This is a genomic window from Nocardioides koreensis (assembly GCF_039531775.1).
Lineage (GTDB): Bacteria > Actinomycetota > Actinomycetes > Propionibacteriales > Nocardioidaceae > Nocardioides > Nocardioides koreensis.
Genome location: NZ_BAAAQR010000015.1, coordinates 36530 through 56778 on the forward strand (window position 1 = coordinate 36530; position 20249 = coordinate 56778).

The following is a 20249-nucleotide window of genomic DNA, read 5'->3' on the forward strand; positions in this document are numbered from 1 at the left end:
CGTGGGAGCGACCCGGCTTCTGCTGCCTGGTGCGTAGCCGTCAGTCGTTCTGGCTGCCCGGCGTGGGCGTGGTCTTCTGGACCTGCATGAGGAACTCGATGTTGCTCTGCGACTTCTTGAGCCGCTCGAGCAGCAGCTCGAGGGCCTGCTGGCCGTCGAGACCCGAGAGCACGCGGCGCAGCTTCCACACGACCGCGAGCTCCTCCTTGCTCATCAGGAGCTCCTCGCGACGCGTGCCGGACTGCACGGCGTCGATGGCGGGGAACAGGCGCTTGTCCGCGAAGTCGCGGCGCAGGCGGATCTCCATGTTGCCGGTGCCCTTGAACTCCTCGAAGATCACCTCGTCCATCTTCGAGCCGCTCTCGATGAGCGCGGTGGCGAGGATGGTGAGCGAGCCGCCGTTCTCGATGTTGCGGGCCGCACCGAAGAACCGCTTCGGCGGGTACAGCGCCGCAGAGTCGACGCCACCGGACAGGATCCGGCCGCTGGCCGGGGCGGCGAGGTTGTAGGCGCGGCCCAGCCGGGTGATCCCGTCGAGCAGGACCACGACGTCGTGCCCGAGCTCGACGAGCCGCTTGGCCCGCTCGATCGCGAGCTCCGCGACCATGGTGTGGTCGCTGGCCGGGCGGTCGAACGTCGAGGAGATGACCTCGCCCTTGACGGAGCGCTCGAAGTCGGTGACCTCCTCGGGACGCTCGTCGACGAGGACCACCATCAGGTGGCACTCGGGGTTGTTGGTCGTGATCGAGTTCGCGATCGACTGCATGACCATGGTCTTGCCGGCCTTGGCGGGCGAGACGATCAGGCCCCGCTGGCCCTTGCCGATCGGGGCGGCGATGTCGATGACGCGGCCGATCAGGTTGCCCTGCTCGGTCTCGAGCCGGAGCCGCTCGGACGGGTAGAGCGGGGTCAGCTTCGAGAAGTCCACCCGGTGCTTGGCGGCCTCGGGGTCGGCCCCGTTGACGCTCTCGATGCGCACCATCGGGTTGAACTTCTCCTTGCGCTCGCCCTCGCGGGGCTGGCGCACCTCACCGATGATCGCGTCGCCGCGACGCAGGCCGTACTTGCGGACCATCGACAGCGAGACGTAGACGTCGTCGTTGCCCGGCAGGTAGCCGCTGGTCCGCACGAAGGCGTAGTTGTCGAGCACGTCGAGGATGCCGGCTGCCGGGACCAGGACGTCGTCCTCGAGGATCGTCGTGTCCGGCTCGTTGCGCTGGCCGCCGCTGCTGCGCGGCCCGCGGTCGGCGCGCTCCGGGCGGTCGGTGCGGTCGCGGTCGCGGTCCCGGCCCCGACGCCGGCGGTTGCGCCGGCTGCCCTCGCCGCCGCCCTGGTCGTCACGGTTGTGCTCACCGCGGTTCTGCTCGCGGTTCTGCTGGTCGCCGCGGTCCCGGTTCTCCCGGTTCTGCTGCTGGTCGCCGCGGTCCCGGCTCTCCCGGTTCTGCTGCTGGCCGCCGCGGTCACGGGACTTGTCGCGGCCCTGGTCGTCGCGGTTCTGGCCGTCCCGCTCGCCGCGGTCGCGGGCCTTCTCCTGGGCCGGCTGGTCCGAGACCTGCTTGCTCTCGGCCTGCTTGCTGTCCGGCTGCTTGCTCTCGGCCTGCTCGGGGGGAGCCTCGGCGCGCCGGCCGGAGTCCTTGCGGGAGGCGGAGTCGCCCCGGGTGGCGGCGTCGCTGCGCGCTCCGGCGCCGGACTGCGCGCCCTTGATCGCCTCGATGAGCTGGGCCTTCTTCATGGTGGCCGCACCCGGGATTCCCATGCCCGCGGCCATGGACTTCAGGTCCGCGATCAGCATGGAGTTGAGCCCACCACCGCGCTTCTTGGGAGCCCCGGCAGATGCCTCGGGCGCAGCTGGGGTGGATTCGATGGTTTCCGTCACGTGAGGTCCTTCCCACGTATCAGTGCCGAGCCGGCCCTCAGGCCGGTGGCTGCTGGTCATTGCTTCCTCGCCGCCGGGGCTCACCGAAGGAGGGCTACTGACGGGTGTGCGAGACGAGGCCCGCACGCGAAGTGAGGAAGATGGCGCACCCAGGGACTGACGTCACCTGCTGGTGCTGCGCCGAGATGTCTGACGCGTCTTCACAGTACCACCCGACCACCCCGATGTGGCATCGGGCACGTTTTCTCTCCGCGCGTCGCGTCAGGCGAGCCGCACGCCCTCGCGGTCCACCGCGAGGTGGTACGCCAGCCACCCGTCCGGGCAGCGCGCGAGCAGTCGGTCGGGCTCGGCCGCAGCCGCACCGGGGCCGTCCGCGAAGGCCAGCACCGTGGGCCCGGCGCCCGAGACGACCGCGGCGACCCGGTCGGCCCGCAACGTGTCGACCAGGGCGAGCGACTCCGGCATCGCGGCACGGCGGTAGTCCTGGTGGAGGAAGTCGCGGGTGGCCCGGAAGAGCTGCTCGGGCTGCCCGGCCAGGGCGGCGACCAGCAGCGCGGTGCGCCCCGCGTCGGCGGCGGCGTCCGCGTGCGGGACCTCGGCCGGCAGCAGGCCCCGAGCGACCTCGGTCGCCACCGGGTTCGGCGGCACGAACACGACGGCCCCCACCCGCGGGTCGACGGCCGACCCCACGGCGTAGAAGCCGTCGTCGTCGCGCCCGGAGATGGCGAAGCCGCCGTAGAACGCCGGGGCGACGTTGTCCGGGTGCCCCTCGATCCGGGCCGCGAGGTCGAAGAGCGCCTCGTCGGACACGAGCAGCGAGCCCCCGGCGACCAGGCCGCGGGCCAGGCTGACGCCGGCGACGATCGCCGCCGAGGACGAGCCCAGCCCCCGGGCGTGCGGGATGACGTTGCTGCAGCTCAGGCGCAGCCCGGGCGGACGGGCCCCCATCGCCTCGAAGGCGGCCCGCATGGACCGGACGACCAGGTGCGACTCGTCCAGCGGCACCGACCAGGAGCCGGCCCCCTCGACCTCGACCGCCAGCCCGCTGCCGGTGACCTCGGCCTCGAGCTCGTCGCGCAGCGAGAGCGCCAGCCCGAGCGAGTCGAAACCGGGGCCCAGGTTGGCCGAGGTGGCAGGGACCGAGACCCGGACCGGGCCGTCGACGAAGGTGACCATGACTCCGCTCCCTGTCTGCTCGGCGACCGGCTCAGGCGAGCCCGGCCGCACGGGCGGCGCTGGCGACGTCGGCGTCGACGACCGTGTCCACGATGCTGCCTCCGGCGGCGGCAAAGCCCTCCAGCGCGGTGGCGGTGTCCTTGAGCCCGTGGCCGGTGACGGTGACGACGACCGTGCTCCCGGCGTACGACTCCCCCGCCGCGAGCTCCTGGAGCAGGCCGGCGATGCCCGCGGCCGAGGCCGGCTCGACGAAGACGCCGTCGTGCGAGGCGAGGTCACGCTGGGCGGCGAGGATCTGGTCGTCGCTCACCGCGGCGAACCGGCCGCCGGACTCGTCGCGCGCCGCCTCGGCGAGCTTCCACGAGGCCGGGTTGCCGATCCGGATGGCGGTCGCCTTGGTCTCGGGGTCCGGGAACGGCTCACCGGTCACGAGCGGGGCCGCGCCCTCGGCCTGGAAGCCGCGCATCACGGGCTTCCGGGTGGCCAGCCCGAGGTCGGCGTACTGCGTGTAGCCGAGCCAGTACGCCGAGATGTTGCCGGCGTTGCCCACGGGGAGCAGGTGGAAGTCGGGGGCGTCGCCGAGGAAGTCGACGATCTCGAACGCGGCGGTCTTCTGGCCCTCGAGGCGGACCGGGTTCACCGAGTTCACCAGGGCCACGGGGAAGTCCCAGGCGAGGCCCTTCGCGATCCCGAGGCAGTCGTCGAAGTTGCCGCGCACCATGATGACCTGGGCGCCGTGCACGATGGCCTGCGCCATCTTGCCCGCGGCGATCTTGCCCTCCGGCACCAGCACCAGCGGCTTGAGCCCCGCCTTGGCGGCGTAGGCCGCCATCGACGCGGAGGTGTTGCCGGTCGACGCGCACACCACGGCCTCGGCACCGTCGTGCCTGGCCACCGAGATGGCGGCGGTCATCCCGCGGTCCTTGAACGAGCCGGTCGGGTTGTCGCCCTCGACCTTGAGCCACACCTCGGCCCGGGTCAGGCCGGAGAGCCACTCCGAGTGCACCAGCGGGGTGCCTCCCTCGCGCAGGGTCACCGCGGGGGTGCCCTCGGGGATCTCCAGCAGCTGGCGGTACTCCTCGATGACCCCACGCCACTGGTGGGTGCGGGTGATCGCGCCCGCCCGGTGATCGAGCTCGTCGAGATTCACTCGTGGTCCCCCTCGACCCGCATCACCGAGGTGACCTCGCGGACGATGTCCATCTCGCGCAGGTGCTGCACGGTGGCGCTGAGCTGCGCGTCCGTGGCCTCGTGGGAGACCACGACGAGCTCGGCGTCGAGACCGCGGCCCTCCTGGCGCACGGTCGAGATCGAGACGCCGTTCTCGGCGAACGCCGTGGCGACGGCGGCGAGGACGCCCGCACGGTCGTCGACGTCGATCGCGACGTGGTAGCGGGTGCGGGTCTCCCCCATCGGCAGCACGGCCCGGTCGGCGTACGCCGACTCGCCTGCGCCGCGGGTGCCGGCGAGGCGGTTGCGGGCCACGGTGACCAGGTCGCCCAGCACCGCCGAGGCGGTCGGCGAGCCGCCGGCGCCGGGGCCGTAGAACATCAGCTGGCCGGCGGCCTCGGACTCGACGAACACGGCGTTGTAGGCCTCGCGGACCGAGGCCAGCGGGTGCGACCGCGGGATCATCGCCGGGTGGACCCGGACGGCGACCGCGTCGTCGGCGCCGGCCTGCGGCATCAGCTCGCAGATCGCCAGCAGCTTCACCACGCTGCCCATGTCACGCGCGGACTGCACGTCGGCCGCGGTGACCTCGGAGATGCCCTCGCGGTAGACGTCGTTGGCGGTGACCCGGGAGTGGAACGCCAGCGAGGCCAGGATCGCGGCCTTGGCCGCCGCGTCGAAGCCCTCGACGTCCGCGGTGGGGTCGGCCTCGGCGTACCCCAGGTCCTGGGCCTCCTCGAGCGCCTCGGCGAAGCCGGCTCCCGAGGTGTCCATCTTGTCGAGGATGAAGTTGGTCGTGCCGTTGACGATGCCGAGCACCCGGGTGACCCGGTCGCCGGCGAGCGACTCACGCAGGGGACGCAGGATCGGGATGGCGCCGGCCACCGCGGCCTCGTAGTAGAGGTCGCGCCCGGCCTTCTCGGCCGCCTCGAAGAGGGTGGGGCCGTCCTCGGCGAGCAGCGCCTTGTTGGCGGTCACGACCGAGGCGCCGTTCTCCAGCGCCGAGAGGATGAGCGACCGGGCGGGCTCGATGCCGCCGATGACCTCGATGACCAGGTCGACGTCGTCGCGGGCGACCAGCCCGGCGGCGTCGGTGGTGAGCAGGCCCTCGGGCACCTCGACGTCGCGCGCGGCGTCGAGGCGGCGCACCGCGACCCCGACCAGCTCGACCGGTGCCCCCACCCGTGCCGTCAGGTCACCGGCCTGCTCGTCGAGCAGCCGCACCACCTGCGAGCCGACCGACCCGCAGCCGAGCACCGCGACCCTCAGGGCCCTCATCGCTGGGCTATCCACTGACCGCTCCCACATCCGTTGCCAACAGGTCGTCCACAGTCTCCCGCCGTACGACGACGCGCGTCGCACCGTCCCGTACAGCGACCACCGGGGGTCGCAGCGCGTGGTTGTAGTTGGAGGCCATCGAGCGACAGTAGGCACCCGTGCCGGGAACCGCCAGCAGGTCGCCCGGAGCCAGGTCGGAGGGCAGGAACTCGTCCTTCACGACAATGTCGCCCGCCTCGCAGTGCATCCCCACCACGCGCGAGAGCTTCGGCGGCGCGTCGGACGCACGCGAGGCCAGGGTGCAGGAGTAGTCGGCGTCGTACAGCGCGGTGCGGATGTTGTCGCTCATCCCGCCGTCGACGCTGACGTAGGTGCGCCGGGCGCCGCCGTCGAGCTCGACGTCCTTGACCGTGCCGACCTCGTAGACGGTGCACATGGACGGGCCGACGATCGCCCGGCCCGGCTCGATCGACAGCCGGGGCTGCGGGATCCCCAGCGCGCGGCACTCGTGCTCGACGATCTTGGTCATCTCCGTCGCCAGCTGGGACGGGTCCGCCGGATCGTCCTGGGTCGTGTAGGCGATGCCGAACCCACCGCCGAGGTCCATCTCCGGCAGCGTGACGCCGAGCTCCTCGGAGACCCGGGCGTGCAGCGCCAGCACCCGTCGGGCGGCGACCTCGAAGCCGGAGGAGTCGAAGATCTGCGAGCCGATGTGCGAGTGCAGGCCCAGCAGCTCCAGTCCCGGGGCGTCCTGCACGCGGCGCACCGCCTCGAAGGCGTCGCCGGAGGTGATCGAGAAGCCGAACTTCTGGTCCTCGTGGGCGGTGGCGATGTACTCGTGGGTGTGCGCCTCCACGCCGGCGGTGACGCGCACCATGACCCGGGTGGTCGCGCCGGGCTCGGCGACGATCGCGGCCAGGCGTTCGATCTCGACGAACGAGTCCACGATGATCCGGCCGACGCCGAGCTCGACCGCCCGGCGCAGCTCGGCCGGCGTCTTGTTGTTGCCGTGGAAGCCGACGCGGGACATGTCGAAGCCGGCGCGCTCGGCGACCGTCAGCTCACCGCCGGAGCAGACGTCGAGGCAGAGCCCCTCCTCGGCCACCCAGCGCGCGGTGGTCGTGCAGAGGAACGCCTTGCCGGCGTAGAAGACGTCGTACGCCGCGAACGCGTCACGGAAGGCGCGGGCCCGGCCGCGGAAGTCGGCCTCGTCGAGCACGTACGCCGGCGAGCCGTGCTCGGCGACGAGGTCGGTGAGCAGCACCCCGCCGACCTCGAGCCGGCCCTCGACCTTGCGCGCGGTGGTCGACCACAGGTGGTCGACGAGCTGGTTCGGGTCCTCGGGCTGGCGCAGCCAGGACGGGCGCAGCGCACCGTCGGCGTGCGCCCAGCCGGCTTCGTGGGCGTGGGGCATGGACTACATCCGCTCCTACATCCGCTCGGGCGCCGAGACGCCGAGCAGGTCGAGACCGTTGGCGAGGACGGTGCGGGTCGCCGCGACCAGCATGAGGCGCGCCTCGTTGACCGGCCCGGCCGGCTCGTCACCCTGCGGCAGCATCCGGCACTCACGGGTGTCGTACCACTTGTTGAAGACCGAGGTCGTCGCCTCGAGGTAGCGGGCGATCCGGTGCGGCTCGCGCAGCTCGGCGGCGCTGGCGACCACCCGGGGGAACTCCGCGAGGGCGCGCAGCAGCTGCCCCTCGAGCTCGTGGGAGAGCAGCGCCGGGTCGAAGCCCGCGTGCGCGTCCACGGGCAGGGACATGCCGAGGTCAGCGGCGTTCTCCATCATCCGGCAGGTGCGGGCGTGGCCGTACTGCACGTAGTAGACGGGGTTGTCGTTGGAGGCCTTGGTGATCTCGGCGACGTCGAGCGTGAGGGGGCTGTCGGCCGGGTAGCGGGCCAGGGAGTAGCGCAGCGCATCCACGCCGATCTCCTCGACGAGCTCCTCGAGCGTGACCATGGTGCCCGCCCGCTTGGACAGCCGGAGCTCGGCACCGTCGCGCAGGATCTTCACGAGCTGCCCGATGAGCACCTCGATGTGGGCGTCCGGGTCGTCGCCGGCGCACGCCGCCATCGCCCGCAGCCGCCCGACGTACCCGTGGTGGTCGGCACCGAGCAGGTAGATGCAGCGGTCGAAGCCGCGCGCCCGCTTGTTCAGGTAGTAGGCGGTGTCCGAGGCGAAGTAGGTGAGCACGCCGTTGGAGCGGATCAGCACCCGGTCCCGGTCGTCGCCGAAGTCCGTGGTGCGCATCCACAGCGCACCGTCGGCCTCGAAGAGGTGCCCCTTGTCCTGGAGCCCCTTGAGGGTGTCGGTCACGGAGCCGTGCGAGGTGTCCTCGTGCAGGCTCCGCTCGGAGAACCACACGTCGAAGTGTGTGTTGAATCCGTCGAGAGCGTCCTGCTGGTCCTTGAGCTGGACGGCGTACCCCGCCTCCCGGAAGGCGACCAGCCGCTCGTCGGCGGGCAGGTCGACGATCTCCGGCCGGTCCGCCACGATCCGTGCGGCGAGGTCGACGATGTACTCGCCCTGGTAGCCGTCCTCGGGGATCGGCCTGCCCAGCGCGGCCGCCTCGATGGACGCGCCGAAGAGGTCCATCTGGTTGCCGCGGTCGTTGATGTAGAACTCCCGCGTCACCTCGGCACCGGCGGCCTGCAGGACCCGGGCGATCGCGTCACCCAGGACGGCCCACCGGGTGTGCCCCAGGTGCAGCGGGCCGGTCGGGTTGGCCGAGATGAACTCGACGTTGACCCGGTTGCCCACCAGCACCTCGGAGCCGCCGTACGACGCGCCGGCGGCGACGACGTCCGCGGCGACCTGGCCCTGGGCGCCGGCCTCGACGGTGATGTTGAGGAACCCCGGGCCGGCGATCTCCACCGCGGCCACGCCCTCGGCCGCCTCGAGGCGCTGCTGGACGAGGGTCGCGAGCTCGCGCGGGTTCGTCCCGGCCTTCTTGGCGAGCTGGAGGGCGACGTTGGTGGCGTAGTCGCCGTGGCCCTTCTGACGCGGACGCTCCACGGTCACGGTGGTCGGGACGCCGTCGGGCAGCGTCACGGTGCCGTCGGCCACCAGGGCCTGCAGCACGTCGACGATGGTGGTGGAGATCTGGTCAGGGGTCACCGCGTCAGCCTATCGGCGGGCCCCGGTTTCCTTTGCGCCGGTTTCGACAGGTAGTCTCCCGATTCGCATCGACACGCAGCTGCGCGTCGGCATGCACGCCTCCGTAGCTCAGGGGATAGAGCACTGGTTTCCGGTACCAGGTGCCGCAGGTTCGAATCCTGCCGGAGGCGCAGTGTGTTGTCCCAGGACATCACGGACCCGGTGAACCGACAGGTTCGCCGGGTTTCGTCATTGAGCGGTCGGTCCTTGGGGTGCCTCGGGGGCGGAGGCAGCTCGGCTGGGCAGCTCGAGCCGGCCTCATCGGCGTCACGCGGGGAGTGAGGCGCTCCGGGGGTGAACTGCCCTGCGTTGGTGCCGGTGCGGCTGGTCGAAGGTGGCCTACCGGGACCCCGGTCAGCAGTGCTCGAGCGTGGCGTCCTTGCGGGCCTCGTTGCCCAGCATCCGCGCCTGGGACGTGTAGGGCAGCACGACGCTGGCGCCGCCGATGTTGCCGATGCCGCCCTGCACCACACAGCTGGTGATCTTCGAGGGGTCGACCTGGGCCATCGCCTGCGCGAGGCGGAACAGCTCGGCCGGGCCGAGGTCGGTGTGCATGTGCTGCATCACCGAGACGACACCACGCTCCATGAAGCCCGGCACCGAGGCCTGGGCCCGCACCCGGGCCTGGATGCCGCGCAGCACCCGCTGCTGGTTGGCCGAGCGGTCGAAGTCACCGCGGGGCAGGTCGTGCCGGATCCGCGCGAAGGCCATCGCGTCGTACCCGTTGAGGTGGATCCGCCCGGACTTGAACCCCTGCGGCTTGAGGTAGGTGTCGCTGAAGGCGCGCGGGTTCGCCACGTCGATGCCGCCGATCTGGCGGACCATGGCGATGAAGTAGGGGAAGCGGGTCACGAAGACGTAGTCCGGCTGGATCCCGACGAGGTTGCCCACCGTCTGCCCCAGCAGCTGCGGCCCCCCGAAGTACAGCGAGGCGTTGATCTTCTCGTTGCCGTGGCCGGGGATGCTCACCCACGAGTCACGCGGAACGCCGATCGCCGCCGCGGCGCCCGTCTTCGTGTTCAGCCCGATCAGCTGGAGCGCGTCGCCCCGGCTCCGGGTCATGTCCTGGCCCGGACGGGCGTCGGAGCCGACGGCCAGGATCCAGACCACGTCGGGGCTGAGGTCGACGCCGCTGGCGCGGTTCACCTTGACCAGCGAGACCTCGGTCGACTTCACGGCCGAGTCCGGGACGACCACGGCGGCCACCGCGAGCACCAGGGCCAGCGGGGCCAGGCGCCGCGTGAGCAGGCGCAGCCCGCGGAGGGTGCGGGTGCGGGCGGTGCTCATCGACCGCCTCCCTTCGACTTCTTCTTCTGCGGCTTCGACTTCTTCTGGGCCTTCGGCGGGGCCGGCGGCTCCAGCTCGTCGGGCGTGCCCTTGGCGACGTCGTACCCGAACACCTTCCAGCCGTCGGGGCCCGGCGTGAGGAACAGGCGCCCGCGGACCGCGACGGACTTCTTCGCGTCCCCCGTGGTCGTGAACTCGAGCCGGAACCGCGCGGTCGCCCCGGCCGCCCGCCCGCCCGCGGGCAGGACGTCGATCCACACCAGCCGCTGCGTGGCCCGCACCCCGTCGATCCGCCTGGCCAGGGGCTGGTTGGTCATCAGCGCCTTGTCGTGGTGGGCCTGCGCCCGGGCGCTGACGGTGAACCCGGGAAACGCGTCGTGGAAGTCGTTGCGCGGATAGCGTCCCCGGACGTACGCCGCGTCGAACCAGCGGTCGACCACGTCACCGACCTGGCGCTGCACCCGCTTGCGCACGTCCGCGGGCAGGCGCCCCGGCACCCGTTCAAGGCTGACCTGGGTCTTCACCTCGGGCGGGGGCGACGGCGGCTCGGACGAGGAGCTCGGCGCCGCCTCGGAGGGCTGCTTGCTCGTGTCCTCACCGCTGCACGAGGTGCTCGCCGGCACCAGCACGAGGAGCGATGTGGCCAGCGCTGCGACCCGTCGTCTGGGGGTGCTCATGGTGGATCAATCTCTCATGTGGTGTGGATCGCGTAACACCCCGTCCGAAAGGCCACCCTTGCCTGAGCATTTGCTGGCGTGTGGGTCTAGCCTTGACGACTGAAACCCATCACCGCGCGCGTACACCGGAAGAGGCGAACCAACCCGTGCCGCAGTCCTCAGGCAGCCAGTCTCCCGAACAGCCCTCCGCCGACTTCGGCGCCAACGAGTGGCTCGTGGAGGAGATGTACGACCAGTACCAGAAGGATCCCGGCAGCGTTGACCCCACATGGGTGAAGTACTTCCAGGCCAACGGGCACGCCAACGGCCACGCCGCGGCGACCGCCACGAAGACCGAGGAGAAGCCGGCCACGAAGGCGGAGCCGAAGCAGGCCGCGCCTCAGAAGGCCGCCACTCCGAAGGCCGCGCCGCAGGCTGAGCAGAAGAAGGCCGAGGCGAAGAAGGCGGAGGAGAAGACCCCCGCGCCGGTCGCCAAGCCGCGCCCGGCCGCGCAGGCCGACGAGCCCGCCAAGGGCACCACGTCGCCGGTCCCGAAGGACAACAAGCCGGCCGCACCGGCCGCGGCGAGCGACGAGCCGACGTACACCGTGCTCCGCGGCGCCCCCGCCCGCACGGCGCAGAACATGGACGCCTCGCTGAGCGTCCCGACCGCCACGTCGGTCCGCTCGGTCCCCGTCAAGCTGCTGTGGGACAACCGCACGGTCATCAACAACCACCTCGCCCGCGCCCGCGGTGGCAAGGTGTCGTTCACCCACCTCATCGGCTACGCCCTGGTCCGGGCGCTGAAGTCGATGCCCGAGATGAACGTCGGCTTCGACGTGGTCGACGGCAAGCCCAACCTGATCACCCCGGCGCACATCAACCTCGGCCTGGCGATCGACGTCCCCAAGCCCGACGGCAGCCGACAGCTCCTGGTCCCCAGCATCAAGGCCGCGGAGTCGATGGACTTCGCCGGCTTCTGGACCGCCTACGAGGAGATCGTGCGCAAGGCGCGCGACAACAAGCTGACCGTCGAGGACTTCAAGGGCACCTCGATCAGCCTGACCAACCCCGGCGGCATCGGCACCAGCCACTCGGTCCCCCGCCTGATGAAGGGGCAGGGCGCGATCATCGGCGTCGGCGCGATGGAGTACCCGCCGGAGTGGCAGGGCGCCTCGGCCGAGGCCATCGCCCGCAACGCCATCAGCAAGGTCATGACGCTGACCTCCACCTACGACCACCGGGTCATCCAGGGCGCGCAGTCGGGCGAGTTCCTCAAGCGCATCCACCAGCTGCTGCTGGGCCAGGACGACTTCTACGACGAGATCTTCCGCTCGCTGCGCATCCCGTACGAGCCCATCCGCTGGGCCAACGACATCGCGACGACGCACGACGACGACATCAGCAAGCAGGCCCGGATCCTCGAGCTGATCCACGCCTACCGGGTGCGCGGCCACATGATGGCCGACACCGACCCGCTCGAGTACCGCCAGCGCAGCCACCCCGACCTCGAGGTCGAGTCGCACGGCCTGACGCTGTGGGACCTCGACCGCGAGTTCGCCACCGGCTCGTTCGGGGGCTCCGGCCGCCCGTTCATGAAGCTGCGCAACATCCTCGGCATCCTGCGCGACTCCTACTGCCGGACCACCGGCATCGAGTACATGCACATCATGGACCCCGAGCAGCGCCGCTGGATCCAGGAGCGCGTCGAGCAGCCGCACACCAAGCCCCCGCGTGAGGAGCAGCTGCGGATCCTGCTCAAGCTCAACCAGGCCGAGGCGTTCGAGACCTTCCTGCAGACGAAGTTCGTCGGCCAGAAGCGCTTCTCGCTCGAGGGCGGCGAGACCACGATCCCGGTCATCGACGAGGTCTGCGAGGCGGCCGCCGAGGCCGAGCTCGACGAGGTCACGATCGGCATGGCCCACCGCGGCCGGCTCAACGTGCTCGCCAACATCGTCGGCAAGAAGTACTCCCAGATCTTCCGCGAGTTCGAGGGCAACATCGACCCGCGCACGGTCCAGGGCTCCGGCGACGTGAAGTACCACCTCGGCGCCGAGGGCGAGTTCGAGGCCGGCTCGAAGGCCAGGATCAAGGTCTCGGTCGCCGCGAACCCCTCGCACCTCGAGGCCGTCGACCCGGTCCTCGAGGGCATCGCCCGCGCCAAGCAGGACGTGCTGAACAAGGGCGCCGACTACCCGGTGCTGCCGCTGCTCGTCCACGGCGACGCGGCGTTCGCCGGCCAGGGCGTGGTGGCGGAGACGCTCAACCTGTCCCAGCTGCGCGGCTACCGCACCGGCGGCACCATCCACGTGGTGGTGAACAACCAGGTCGGCTTCACCACCTCCCCCGGCTCGTCGCGCTCCTCGCTCTACTGCACCGACGTGGCGCGGATGGTGCAGGCGCCGATCTTCCACGTCAACGGCGACGACCCGGAGGCGTGCATCCGCGTCGCCCGGCTGGCGTTCGAGTACCGCCAGGCGTTCAAGAAGGACGTCGTCATCGACCTGGTCTGCTACCGGCGTCGCGGGCACAACGAGGGCGACGACCCGTCGTACACCCAGCCGCTGATGTACGACCTGATCGAGCAGAAGCGCTCGGTGCGCAAGCTCTACACCGAGTCCCTCATCGGTCGTGGCGACATCACGATCGAGGAGGCCGAGCAGGTCCTGCGCGACTACCAGCAGCAGCTGGAGCGGGTCTTCACCGAGGTGCGCGAGGCGAGCAGCCAGCCCTCGGAGTGGACCACGGTCCCCGACTACCCGGACAAGCCCGTCGGCGAGGCGAGCACCGCGGTCTCGGTCGACGTGCTGAAGCGGATCTCCGACGCCTACGTGACCCCGCCGGCAGGGTTCACGGTCCACCCGAAGGTGATGCCGCAGCTCCAGCGGCGCGCGGCCGCGATCACCGACGGCCCGATCGACTGGGGCACCGGCGAGGTGCTGGCCTTCGGGTCGCTGCTCATGGACGGCCGGCCGGTGCGCCTGGCCGGCCAGGACTCGCGTCGCGGCACCTTCGTGTCCCGCTTCGCGACGATCATCGACCGGGTCAACGCCGACGAGTGGACGCCGCTGTCCTCGCTGACCGAGGACCAGGCGAAGTTCTACGTCTACGACTCGCTGCTCTCGGAGTACGCCGCGCTCGGCTTCGAGTACGGCTACTCGGTGGCCCGTCCCGAGGCGCTGGTGCTGTGGGAGGCACAGTTCGGCGACTTCGTCAACGGCGCGCAGACCGTGATCGACGAGTTCATCACCTCGGGTGAGACAAAGTGGCGCCAGCAGTCCGGCGTCGTGCTCCTGCTCCCCCACGGCTACGAGGGCCAGGGTCCGGACCACTCCTCGGCCCGCATCGAGCGCTTCATGACGATGTGTGCCGACGACGCGTTCGTCGTCGCCCAGCCGTCGACGCCGGCGTCGTACTTCCACCTGCTGCGCCAGCACTCGCTGGGCGAGGAGCACCGGCCGCTCATCGTGTTCACCCCGAAGTCGATGCTCAAGCGCAAGGAGGCTGCCTCGCGGCCGGACGACTTCACGAAGGGCTCGTTCCGGCCGTTCATCGGCGACGACCAGGCCGACCAGGGAACCGTCGACACGCTGCTGCTGTGCTCGGGTCGCGTCACCTGGGACCTGATGGTCGAGCGTGCCAAGCGCGAGAACTCCGAGCGCTTCGCCATCGGCCGGGTCGAGCAGCTCTACCCGCAGCCGATCGACGACATCAAGGCCGAGATCGCCCGCTACCCGCACCTGAAGAGCGTGCGCTGGGTGCAGGACGAGCCGGAGAACATGGGCCCCTGGCCGCACTACGCACTCAACGTGTGGCCCGAGGTCGACGCCAGCGTCGAGGCGATCACCCGCGGGGCGTCGTCGTCGCCGTCGGTCGGCACGGTGAAGCGGCACCAGTCCGAGCAGAAGGACCTGCTCGAGCGGGCTTTCGCCTGAGGAAGGCCCGATGTACTTCACCGATCGCGGTATCGAGGAGCTCGAGAAGCGCCGGGGTGACGAGGAGGTCACCCTGGCGTGGCTCGCCGAGCGGCTCCAGGAGTTCACCGACACCCACCCGGAGTTCGAGACGGCCGTCGAGCGGTTCGCCACCTGGCTGGCCCGCCTCGACGATCCCGAGGACTGAGAAGGGCTCTCGCGGAGAACGGCCGCAGCCGGAAGGCTGCGGCCATGTCGCCCCTCTCGAACGACCACGGGCTGCACGACGACGTCGTGCAGTACCCCGACGCCCCGTGGCGGATGCTGGGCCAGCTCTGGCTCTCGGTCTTCCGGATCCGCGAGGCGGTCGACCCTGCTCTCGCCCCGGGCGGACGGCCGGCCGGGGTCTACGGCGTCGTCTTCGTCAGCTACGAGCCGGGCAGCCCGTTGACCTACTCCGAGCTGCTGGTGGCCCGGGCGGTGCCGGGCCCGGGCAGGGGGCGCCAGGTCTCCATCACCGACATCTGGGTCGACTCCCCCGCCTCCATGGCGGGCGGGCGTGAGCTCTGGGCGATCCCGAAGGCGCTGTGCGACTTCGACCTGGAGAGCAGCCACACGGGTCCGCTGACGCGCACCGACTGGTCCGCGTCGCTCCAGCGGCAGCCCATCGCCGACGCGCGGTTCACCGACGTCTCCCGGGCCGCCGTGCGCCTGCCGTTCCGCGGTCGCGTCCGGCAGCCACCGCTCGAGCCGGGCGGCCCCGACGGCGCGGCCACGATGGCGGGAACGGCGAAGTCGCTGCCCTGCCACGCGCGCTGGGACTTCGCGCCGGGCGGACCACTCGGGTGGCTGGCGGGCAGGCGACCGCTGGCGTCGTTCCGGATGGCCGGCTTCCGGATGTCCTTCGGCTGAACGGGTCCGGGCGGTCAGGCCGCGGGGGCGCCGCGCTGCGCCGCCACGTGGACGATCGTGCCGGGGTAGCAGCAGTTGCACAGGTGCACGAGGTGGCCGACGAAGTGCGCCGGCACGCCGGACGCGCGGGTGAGGTCGATGGTGAGGCGGCACGCCGTACGCCGGAAGGCCCGCTCGACCTCCTCGTGCACGAGCGCCCACGCATCCCGATCGAACGTCCCGGTGAGCTCGAGAGTGCTGGTGCCGGGGTCGTAGTGCGAGGCGAACGCCGTGTCCATGAAGTTCCTCGGTTCGGTCGACGAGCTGGTCCGTTCCCCCGGAGGATCGACACCTACCCGGCCCGTAGTGAGCGGAACCACTGGTCTGGACCAGTCACTCCTCGTGGTCGTCGGACGCCTTCCGGGCGGAGTCCCGGATCTCGAAGATCTCCGTGGCGAAGCCGCCCAGCGCACCGGCCACGTCGCGCACCGCGCCGGTGACGATCGCGGTCACCTGGCCGACGGCGGTGGCGGCGGCCTGCACGGCGTCCTGGGCTGCGTCCTTGCGGATCTCGGCCCTGCTCAGGTGGTCCTTCATGGCCACAATCCTCCGGCCCACGGCGCACCACCACAACCGGCTGTGAGCGATCCCGCACCCCGGTGCACGCCTGTGCACCGGGGTCTACGATCGGGCGCATGGCGGAGGAGGCGATGAGCCGTCCCGGGACGAGGGGCGAGCGCAAGGAGCGGACCCGCCGGGCGATCATGGACGCCGCGCTGTCGCTGTCCGAGGAGAGCAGCCTGGGGGCGCTCTCCCTGCGCCAGGTGGCCAAGGAGGTCGGCATCGTGCCGACCGCGTTCTACCGGCACTTCGACTCCGTCGAGGCGCTCGGCCTGGCCCTGGTCGACGAGTCGTTCGTCTCGCTGCGCGCGATGCTGCGCGACGTGCGACGCGGGGACCCCGCCTTCGACGCGATGGTCGACCGCTCGATCAACGTGCTCGTGGCGCACGTGCACCGACAGCGCGCGCACTTCCTGTTCATCGCGCGCGAGCGCGCCGCCGGCCCACCTGCCGTGCGCGAGGCGATCCGGCACCAGATCGAGCTCTTCGAGCACGAGCTCGCCACCGACCTGGCCGGGTTGCCGGGCACCGACCCCTGGTCGACCGAGGACCTCCGGGTGCTGTCGAACCTGATCGTCACCGCCCTGGTCGCCACCGCGGAGGCCATCCTCAGCGCCCCCGCGGCACCGGACGCGGAGAAGGCCATCGTCGAGACGGCGCGCACCCAGCTGCGGATGGTGCTGGTGGGCGCGTTGAACTGGCGCTCCAGCCCCTGACACCTTTCCCCAGGTCGGCAAGTCCCGCGCGCGCACGCCCGCTCGGGCGTACCTTCGGGCCCATGGGCCTCGCCGCTGACCTGTCCTACGACCTCCGCCGACCGAACGTGTTCCAGCGCGGTGTCCAGGCCTTCGCGTCGACCAGGGCCGGAGCGCGGCTCTTCTCGAGGCTGCTGCCTCCGATGGACCGGGCGGCGACCCGGCTCACCCACGGGCGCACGAGCGTTCCGCGGCTGCTGGCGGCCCTGCCGGTCCTCCTGGTCACGACGACCGGTCGCAGGTCGGGGCAGCCGCGCGACACGCACCTCATCGCGGTGCCGATCGAGGACACGTTGGCCCTCCTCGGCACCAACTTCGGACAGGAGCACACGCCGGCCTGGGTCCACAACCTCGAGGCCGACCCCCGGGCGAGGGTGACCCACCGCGGAGTCAGCCGTCAGGTCGTGGCGCGCCCGGCCACCGACGCGGAGCGCGAGCAGGTGCTGCTCAACTCGGCCGGCGTCTACGGCGGGTACCTGAAGTACCAGCAGCGGATCACCGGTCGCCGGCTGCGGATCTTCGTGCTCGAGGCGGCGGACTGACCCGGGCCGTCAGCCGGCGGCGCGGACCGCCACGTCGGGGACCGTGGAGTCGGCCGGCAGGTCGAGGACGTGCAGGATCGTCGCGGCCACCGTCCCGGCATCGCTCCAGCGCGCCGCGTCGTACTCCTTGCCCTCCTGGGCATGGACCTTCTGCTGCATCGGCGTGGCCGTGCGGCCGGGGTAGACGGTGGTGACCCGGACGCCGTTCCCGAGCTCCTCGCCGCGCAGCGCGTCGGCCAGGGCCCGCAGGCCGAACTTCGAGGCGGCGTAGCCCGACCACGTCGGGCTGGCGGACAGCCCGGCCCCGGAGTTGACGAAGACGACCGTCCCGCGGGCGGCCCGCAGCGCCGGGAGCAGCGCCCGGGTCAGCAGCATCGGCGCGGTCAGGTTGACGTCGAGCTGCTGCTGCCAGCGGCCGAGGTCGAGCGCGGCCACCGGCTCGAGGTCGACCACGCCGGCGACGTGCAGCAGGGAGTCCACGCGGTCGGGCAGGTCCGCCTCGGCCAGGGCGCGCTCGAGCCCGCCGGGGTCGGCCAGGTCGGCGACGAGCATCCGGGCACCGGGGTACCTCGCCGCCAGCTCGGCGGCCCGCTCGTCACTGCGCGCGAGCAGCCACAGGTCGTCGTCGCGCTCGTGCAACCGGTCCGCCAGGACGGCGCCGATGCCGGACCCGGCACCGGAGATGACGTGCGTCGCCATCAGCGGGTGAAGACGATCTTGCCGAAGACGTCGCCCGCGGCCATCGCCGCGAAGCCGTCGCGGGCCTGGTCCATGGGCAGGGTGCGGTCGATGAGCGGCCGCGCACCGGAGGCGTCGAGCAGGGTCACCAGCGAGGCGAGCTCGGCCCGGGTGCCCATGGTGGAGCCGATGACGCGCAGCTGCAGGAAGAAGATGCGGGTGAGCTCCGCGTCGTCGAGCTCGGGACCGGAGGTGGTGCCGGAGATGACGATGGCACCGCCGGGACGCAGCGAGCGGATCGAGTGCGACCAGGTGGCGCGACCCACGGTCTCCATCACCGCGTCCACCTTGACCGGGAGCCGGGCACCGGACTCGAAGACCTCGTGCGCGCCGATCTCCAGCGCCCGCGCCCGCTTGGCCTCGTCGCGGCTGGTGGCCAGCACCCGGAGGCCGCCCGCCCGCGCCAGCGTGATCAGGGCGGTGGCGACACCGCCGCCGGCGCCCTGCACCAGCACCGTGTCGCCGGGCTTGAGGTCGCCCTGGGTGAAGAGCATGCGGTACGCCGTGAGCCAGGCCGTGGGAAGGCACGCGGCCTCCTCGAAGGACAGCGACTCGGGCTTGGGGATGACGTTCCCGCGGGGCACGACGACCTTGTCGGCGAAGGTGCCCTGGTGCCGCTCGGAGAGCAGCGACCGCTTCGGGTCGAGGGTCTCGTCCCCGCCGGTCCACGACGGGTCGCTGACCACGGCGTGCACGAGGACCTCGTTGCCGTCCTCGTCGTGGCCCGCGGCGTCGCAGCCGAGGATCATCGGCAGCGCCTCCTCGCGCAGCCCGACACCGCGCAGCGACCACAGGTCGTGGTGGTTGAGCGAGGCCGCCTTGACGGTGACCGTCGTCCATCCGTCGGGGGCGACCGGGTCGGGCCGCTCCCCCACCACGAGGCCGGACAGCGGGTCGTCGGAGGAGAACTTCTCGGCGTAGACGGAGAACATGTTCGCCAACCTATCCACCGGGGGTGTGGTGTCGACAAGCTCGACCACCGGACGGACGGCGGCCGGGGTCAGCGGCGGGCGACGCCGTCGCGACGCGCGGCCTCGGCCACCGCGGTGGCCACCGCCGGGCCCACCCGCGGGTCGAACGGCGAGGGGATGATCATGTCCTCGGCGAGGTCGTCGCCCACCAGCTGCGCGAGCGCGTCGGCCGCGGCCAGCTTCATGCCCTCGGTGATGGCGGTCGCGTGGACGTCGAAGGCACCCCGGAAGATCCCCGGGAACGCCAGCACGTTGTTGATCTGGTTGGGGAAGTCCGACCGGCCGGTGGCGACCACCCGGGCGTGCCGGTGGGCGACCTCGGGGTGCACCTCGGGGATCGGGTTGGCCAGCCCGAAGATGATGGCGTCCGGCGCCATCGTGGCGACGTACTCCTCCGGCACCGTGCCCCCGGAGACGCCGATGTAGACGTCGGCGCCGGCGAGCACGTCGGCCAGGGAGCCCGAGCGCCCGAAGTTGTCGGCGGTGTCCACCGCCAGGGCGCGCTTGACGGGCGTGAGGTCGCCACGGGCGGAGCTCAGGACGCCCTTGCGGTCGGTGACGGCGAGGTCCTTGATGCCGGCCTCGAGCAGGATCCGGGCCACCGCCACCCCGGCGGCCCCGGCGCCCGAGATGACCACGCGGGTCGACCCCGGGTTGCGGCCGGTCAGCCGCAGCGCGTTCTGGAGCGCGGCCAGCGCCACCACGGCGGTGCCGTGCTGGTCGTCGTGGAAGACCGGGATGTCGAGCCGCTCCTTGAGCCGCTGCTCGATCTCGAAGCAGCGCGGCGCGGAGATGTCCTCGAGGTTCACGCCGCCGAAGCTGGGCGCGAGCCGGGCCACGGTCTCGATGATCTCCTCGGTGTCGGTGGTGTCCAGGCAGATCGGAACCGCGTCGACGTTGCCGAACTGCTTGAACAGCACGGCCTTGCCCTCCATCACCGGCATCGCCGCGGCCGGGCCGATGTCGCCGAGCCCGAGGACGGCGGTGCCGTCGGTGACGACGGCGACGGTGTTCGGCACCCACGTGTAGTGCTGGGTCAGCGCCGGGTCCGCGGCGATCGCCTCGCAGACCAGGGCGACGCCCGGCGTGTAGGCGAGCGACAGGTCGTCAGGACCCCTGAGGGATACCGTCGACCGGGTCTCCATCTTCCCGCCGACGTGCAGGTCGAAGACGGGGTCACCGGTGTGCGGGTGCGACTCAGCTTCCATGGCCAATCT

Annotated in this window: 18 protein-coding genes and 1 tRNA gene; 6 read left to right on the forward strand and 13 right to left on the reverse strand. The window is 71.7% G+C overall.

The window, feature by feature from the left end:
* Window positions 1-40: 40 nt before the first annotated feature.
* The 6 genes from rho to argS all read right to left on the reverse strand — a co-directional run bounded on the left by rho (window position 41) and on the right by argS (window position 8618).
* Window positions 41-1792 carry a transcription termination factor Rho gene (gene rho / locus ABD268_RS20015; RefSeq protein ID WP_425573764.1) on the reverse strand — a complete coding sequence of 584 codons (1752 nt, stop codon included), beginning with the start codon at window positions 1790-1792 and terminating at the stop codon, window positions 41-43.
* A gap of 345 nt (window positions 1793-2137) precedes the next feature.
* Entirely contained in the window at window positions 2138-3052 is a 915-nt protein-coding gene (gene thrB, locus ABD268_RS20020) for a homoserine kinase (protein WP_344156659.1), read from the reverse strand.
* A gap of 31 nt (window positions 3053-3083) precedes the next feature.
* Window positions 3084-4166: a threonine synthase gene (thrC, locus tag ABD268_RS20025; RefSeq protein ID WP_425573766.1), complete on the reverse strand. Its 1083-nt coding sequence runs from the start codon at window positions 4164-4166 to the stop codon at window positions 3084-3086.
* Window positions 4167-4198: 32 nt separating this feature from the next.
* Entirely contained in the window at window positions 4199-5500 is a 1302-nt protein-coding gene (locus tag ABD268_RS20030; RefSeq protein WP_344156665.1) for a homoserine dehydrogenase, read from the reverse strand.
* A 7-nt stretch (window positions 5501-5507) separates the two neighbouring features.
* Window positions 5508-6914 (reverse strand): diaminopimelate decarboxylase, encoded by a 1407-nt coding sequence (lysA, locus tag ABD268_RS20035; RefSeq protein WP_344156668.1) that lies wholly within the window; start codon window positions 6912-6914, stop codon window positions 5508-5510.
* 15 nt (window positions 6915-6929) lie between these two features.
* Complete coding sequence (gene argS, locus ABD268_RS20040) at window positions 6930-8618, reverse strand: arginine--tRNA ligase (protein ID WP_344156671.1); 1689 nt, start codon at window positions 8616-8618, stop codon at window positions 6930-6932.
* 97 nt (window positions 8619-8715) lie between these two features.
* Here argS and ABD268_RS20045 point away from each other — a divergent pair.
* A tRNA-Arg gene (locus ABD268_RS20045) sits at window positions 8716-8788 on the forward strand.
* A gap of 223 nt (window positions 8789-9011) precedes the next feature.
* Here ABD268_RS20045 and ABD268_RS20050 read toward each other — a convergent pair.
* Window positions 9012-9944: an LCP family protein gene (locus ABD268_RS20050; RefSeq protein WP_344156674.1), complete on the reverse strand. Its 933-nt coding sequence runs from the start codon at window positions 9942-9944 to the stop codon at window positions 9012-9014.
* The gene (locus ABD268_RS20055; protein ID WP_344156679.1) at window positions 9941-10621 is read right to left on the reverse strand and encodes a hypothetical protein; all 681 of its coding nucleotides are present in this window, start codon (window positions 10619-10621) and stop codon (window positions 9941-9943) included. The genes ABD268_RS20050 and ABD268_RS20055 overlap by 4 nt, the downstream gene beginning before the upstream one ends.
* A gap of 146 nt (window positions 10622-10767) precedes the next feature.
* On the opposite strand from ABD268_RS20055, the gene ABD268_RS20060 reads away from it, so the two are divergent.
* The 3 genes from ABD268_RS20060 to ABD268_RS20070 are packed head-to-tail and all read left to right on the forward strand — an operon-like array spanning window position 10768 to window position 15426.
* A complete protein-coding gene (locus ABD268_RS20060) occupies window positions 10768-14535 on the forward strand; it encodes a multifunctional oxoglutarate decarboxylase/oxoglutarate dehydrogenase thiamine pyrophosphate-binding subunit/dihydrolipoyllysine-residue succinyltransferase subunit (RefSeq protein WP_344156682.1) in 3768 nt (1255 codons plus the stop codon).
* A gap of 10 nt (window positions 14536-14545) precedes the next feature.
* Window positions 14546-14722 carry a DUF6104 family protein gene (locus tag ABD268_RS20065; protein WP_180936248.1) on the forward strand — a complete coding sequence of 59 codons (177 nt, stop codon included), beginning with the start codon at window positions 14546-14548 and terminating at the stop codon, window positions 14720-14722.
* A gap of 44 nt (window positions 14723-14766) precedes the next feature.
* Window positions 14767-15426, forward strand: a complete 660-nt coding sequence (locus tag ABD268_RS20070; RefSeq protein ID WP_344156684.1) for an acetoacetate decarboxylase family protein — start codon at window positions 14767-14769, stop codon at window positions 15424-15426.
* A 14-nt stretch (window positions 15427-15440) separates the two neighbouring features.
* Here ABD268_RS20070 and ABD268_RS20075 read toward each other — a convergent pair whose 3' ends face one another.
* Both ABD268_RS20075 and ABD268_RS20080 read right to left on the reverse strand, forming a co-directional pair.
* A complete protein-coding gene (locus tag ABD268_RS20075) occupies window positions 15441-15704 on the reverse strand; it encodes a hypothetical protein (RefSeq protein ID WP_344156687.1) in 264 nt (87 codons plus the stop codon).
* Window positions 15705-15798: 94 nt separating this feature from the next.
* The gene (locus ABD268_RS20080; protein WP_344156690.1) at window positions 15799-16002 is read right to left on the reverse strand and encodes a hypothetical protein; all 204 of its coding nucleotides are present in this window, start codon (window positions 16000-16002) and stop codon (window positions 15799-15801) included.
* A gap of 98 nt (window positions 16003-16100) precedes the next feature.
* Between ABD268_RS20080 and ABD268_RS20085 the strand changes: the two genes are divergently transcribed.
* A complete protein-coding gene (locus ABD268_RS20085; RefSeq protein ID WP_344156693.1) occupies window positions 16101-16742 on the forward strand; it encodes a TetR family transcriptional regulator in 642 nt (213 codons plus the stop codon).
* A gap of 62 nt (window positions 16743-16804) precedes the next feature.
* Entirely contained in the window at window positions 16805-17323 is a 519-nt protein-coding gene (locus ABD268_RS20090) for a nitroreductase family deazaflavin-dependent oxidoreductase (protein WP_344156696.1), read from the forward strand.
* A gap of 9 nt (window positions 17324-17332) precedes the next feature.
* On the opposite strand, the gene ABD268_RS20095 is transcribed toward ABD268_RS20090, so the two are convergent.
* The 3 genes from ABD268_RS20095 to ABD268_RS20105 form a co-directional block, all read right to left on the reverse strand.
* Window positions 17333-18022: an SDR family oxidoreductase gene (locus ABD268_RS20095; protein ID WP_344156699.1), complete on the reverse strand. Its 690-nt coding sequence runs from the start codon at window positions 18020-18022 to the stop codon at window positions 17333-17335.
* Complete coding sequence (locus ABD268_RS20100) at window positions 18022-18993, reverse strand: zinc-binding dehydrogenase (RefSeq protein WP_344156702.1); 972 nt, start codon at window positions 18991-18993, stop codon at window positions 18022-18024. The genes ABD268_RS20095 and ABD268_RS20100 overlap by 1 nt, the downstream gene beginning before the upstream one ends.
* 68 nt (window positions 18994-19061) lie before the next feature.
* A complete protein-coding gene (locus tag ABD268_RS20105; protein ID WP_344156705.1) occupies window positions 19062-20240 on the reverse strand; it encodes an NAD(P)-dependent malic enzyme in 1179 nt (392 codons plus the stop codon).
* Window positions 20241-20249 lie beyond the last annotated feature (9 nt).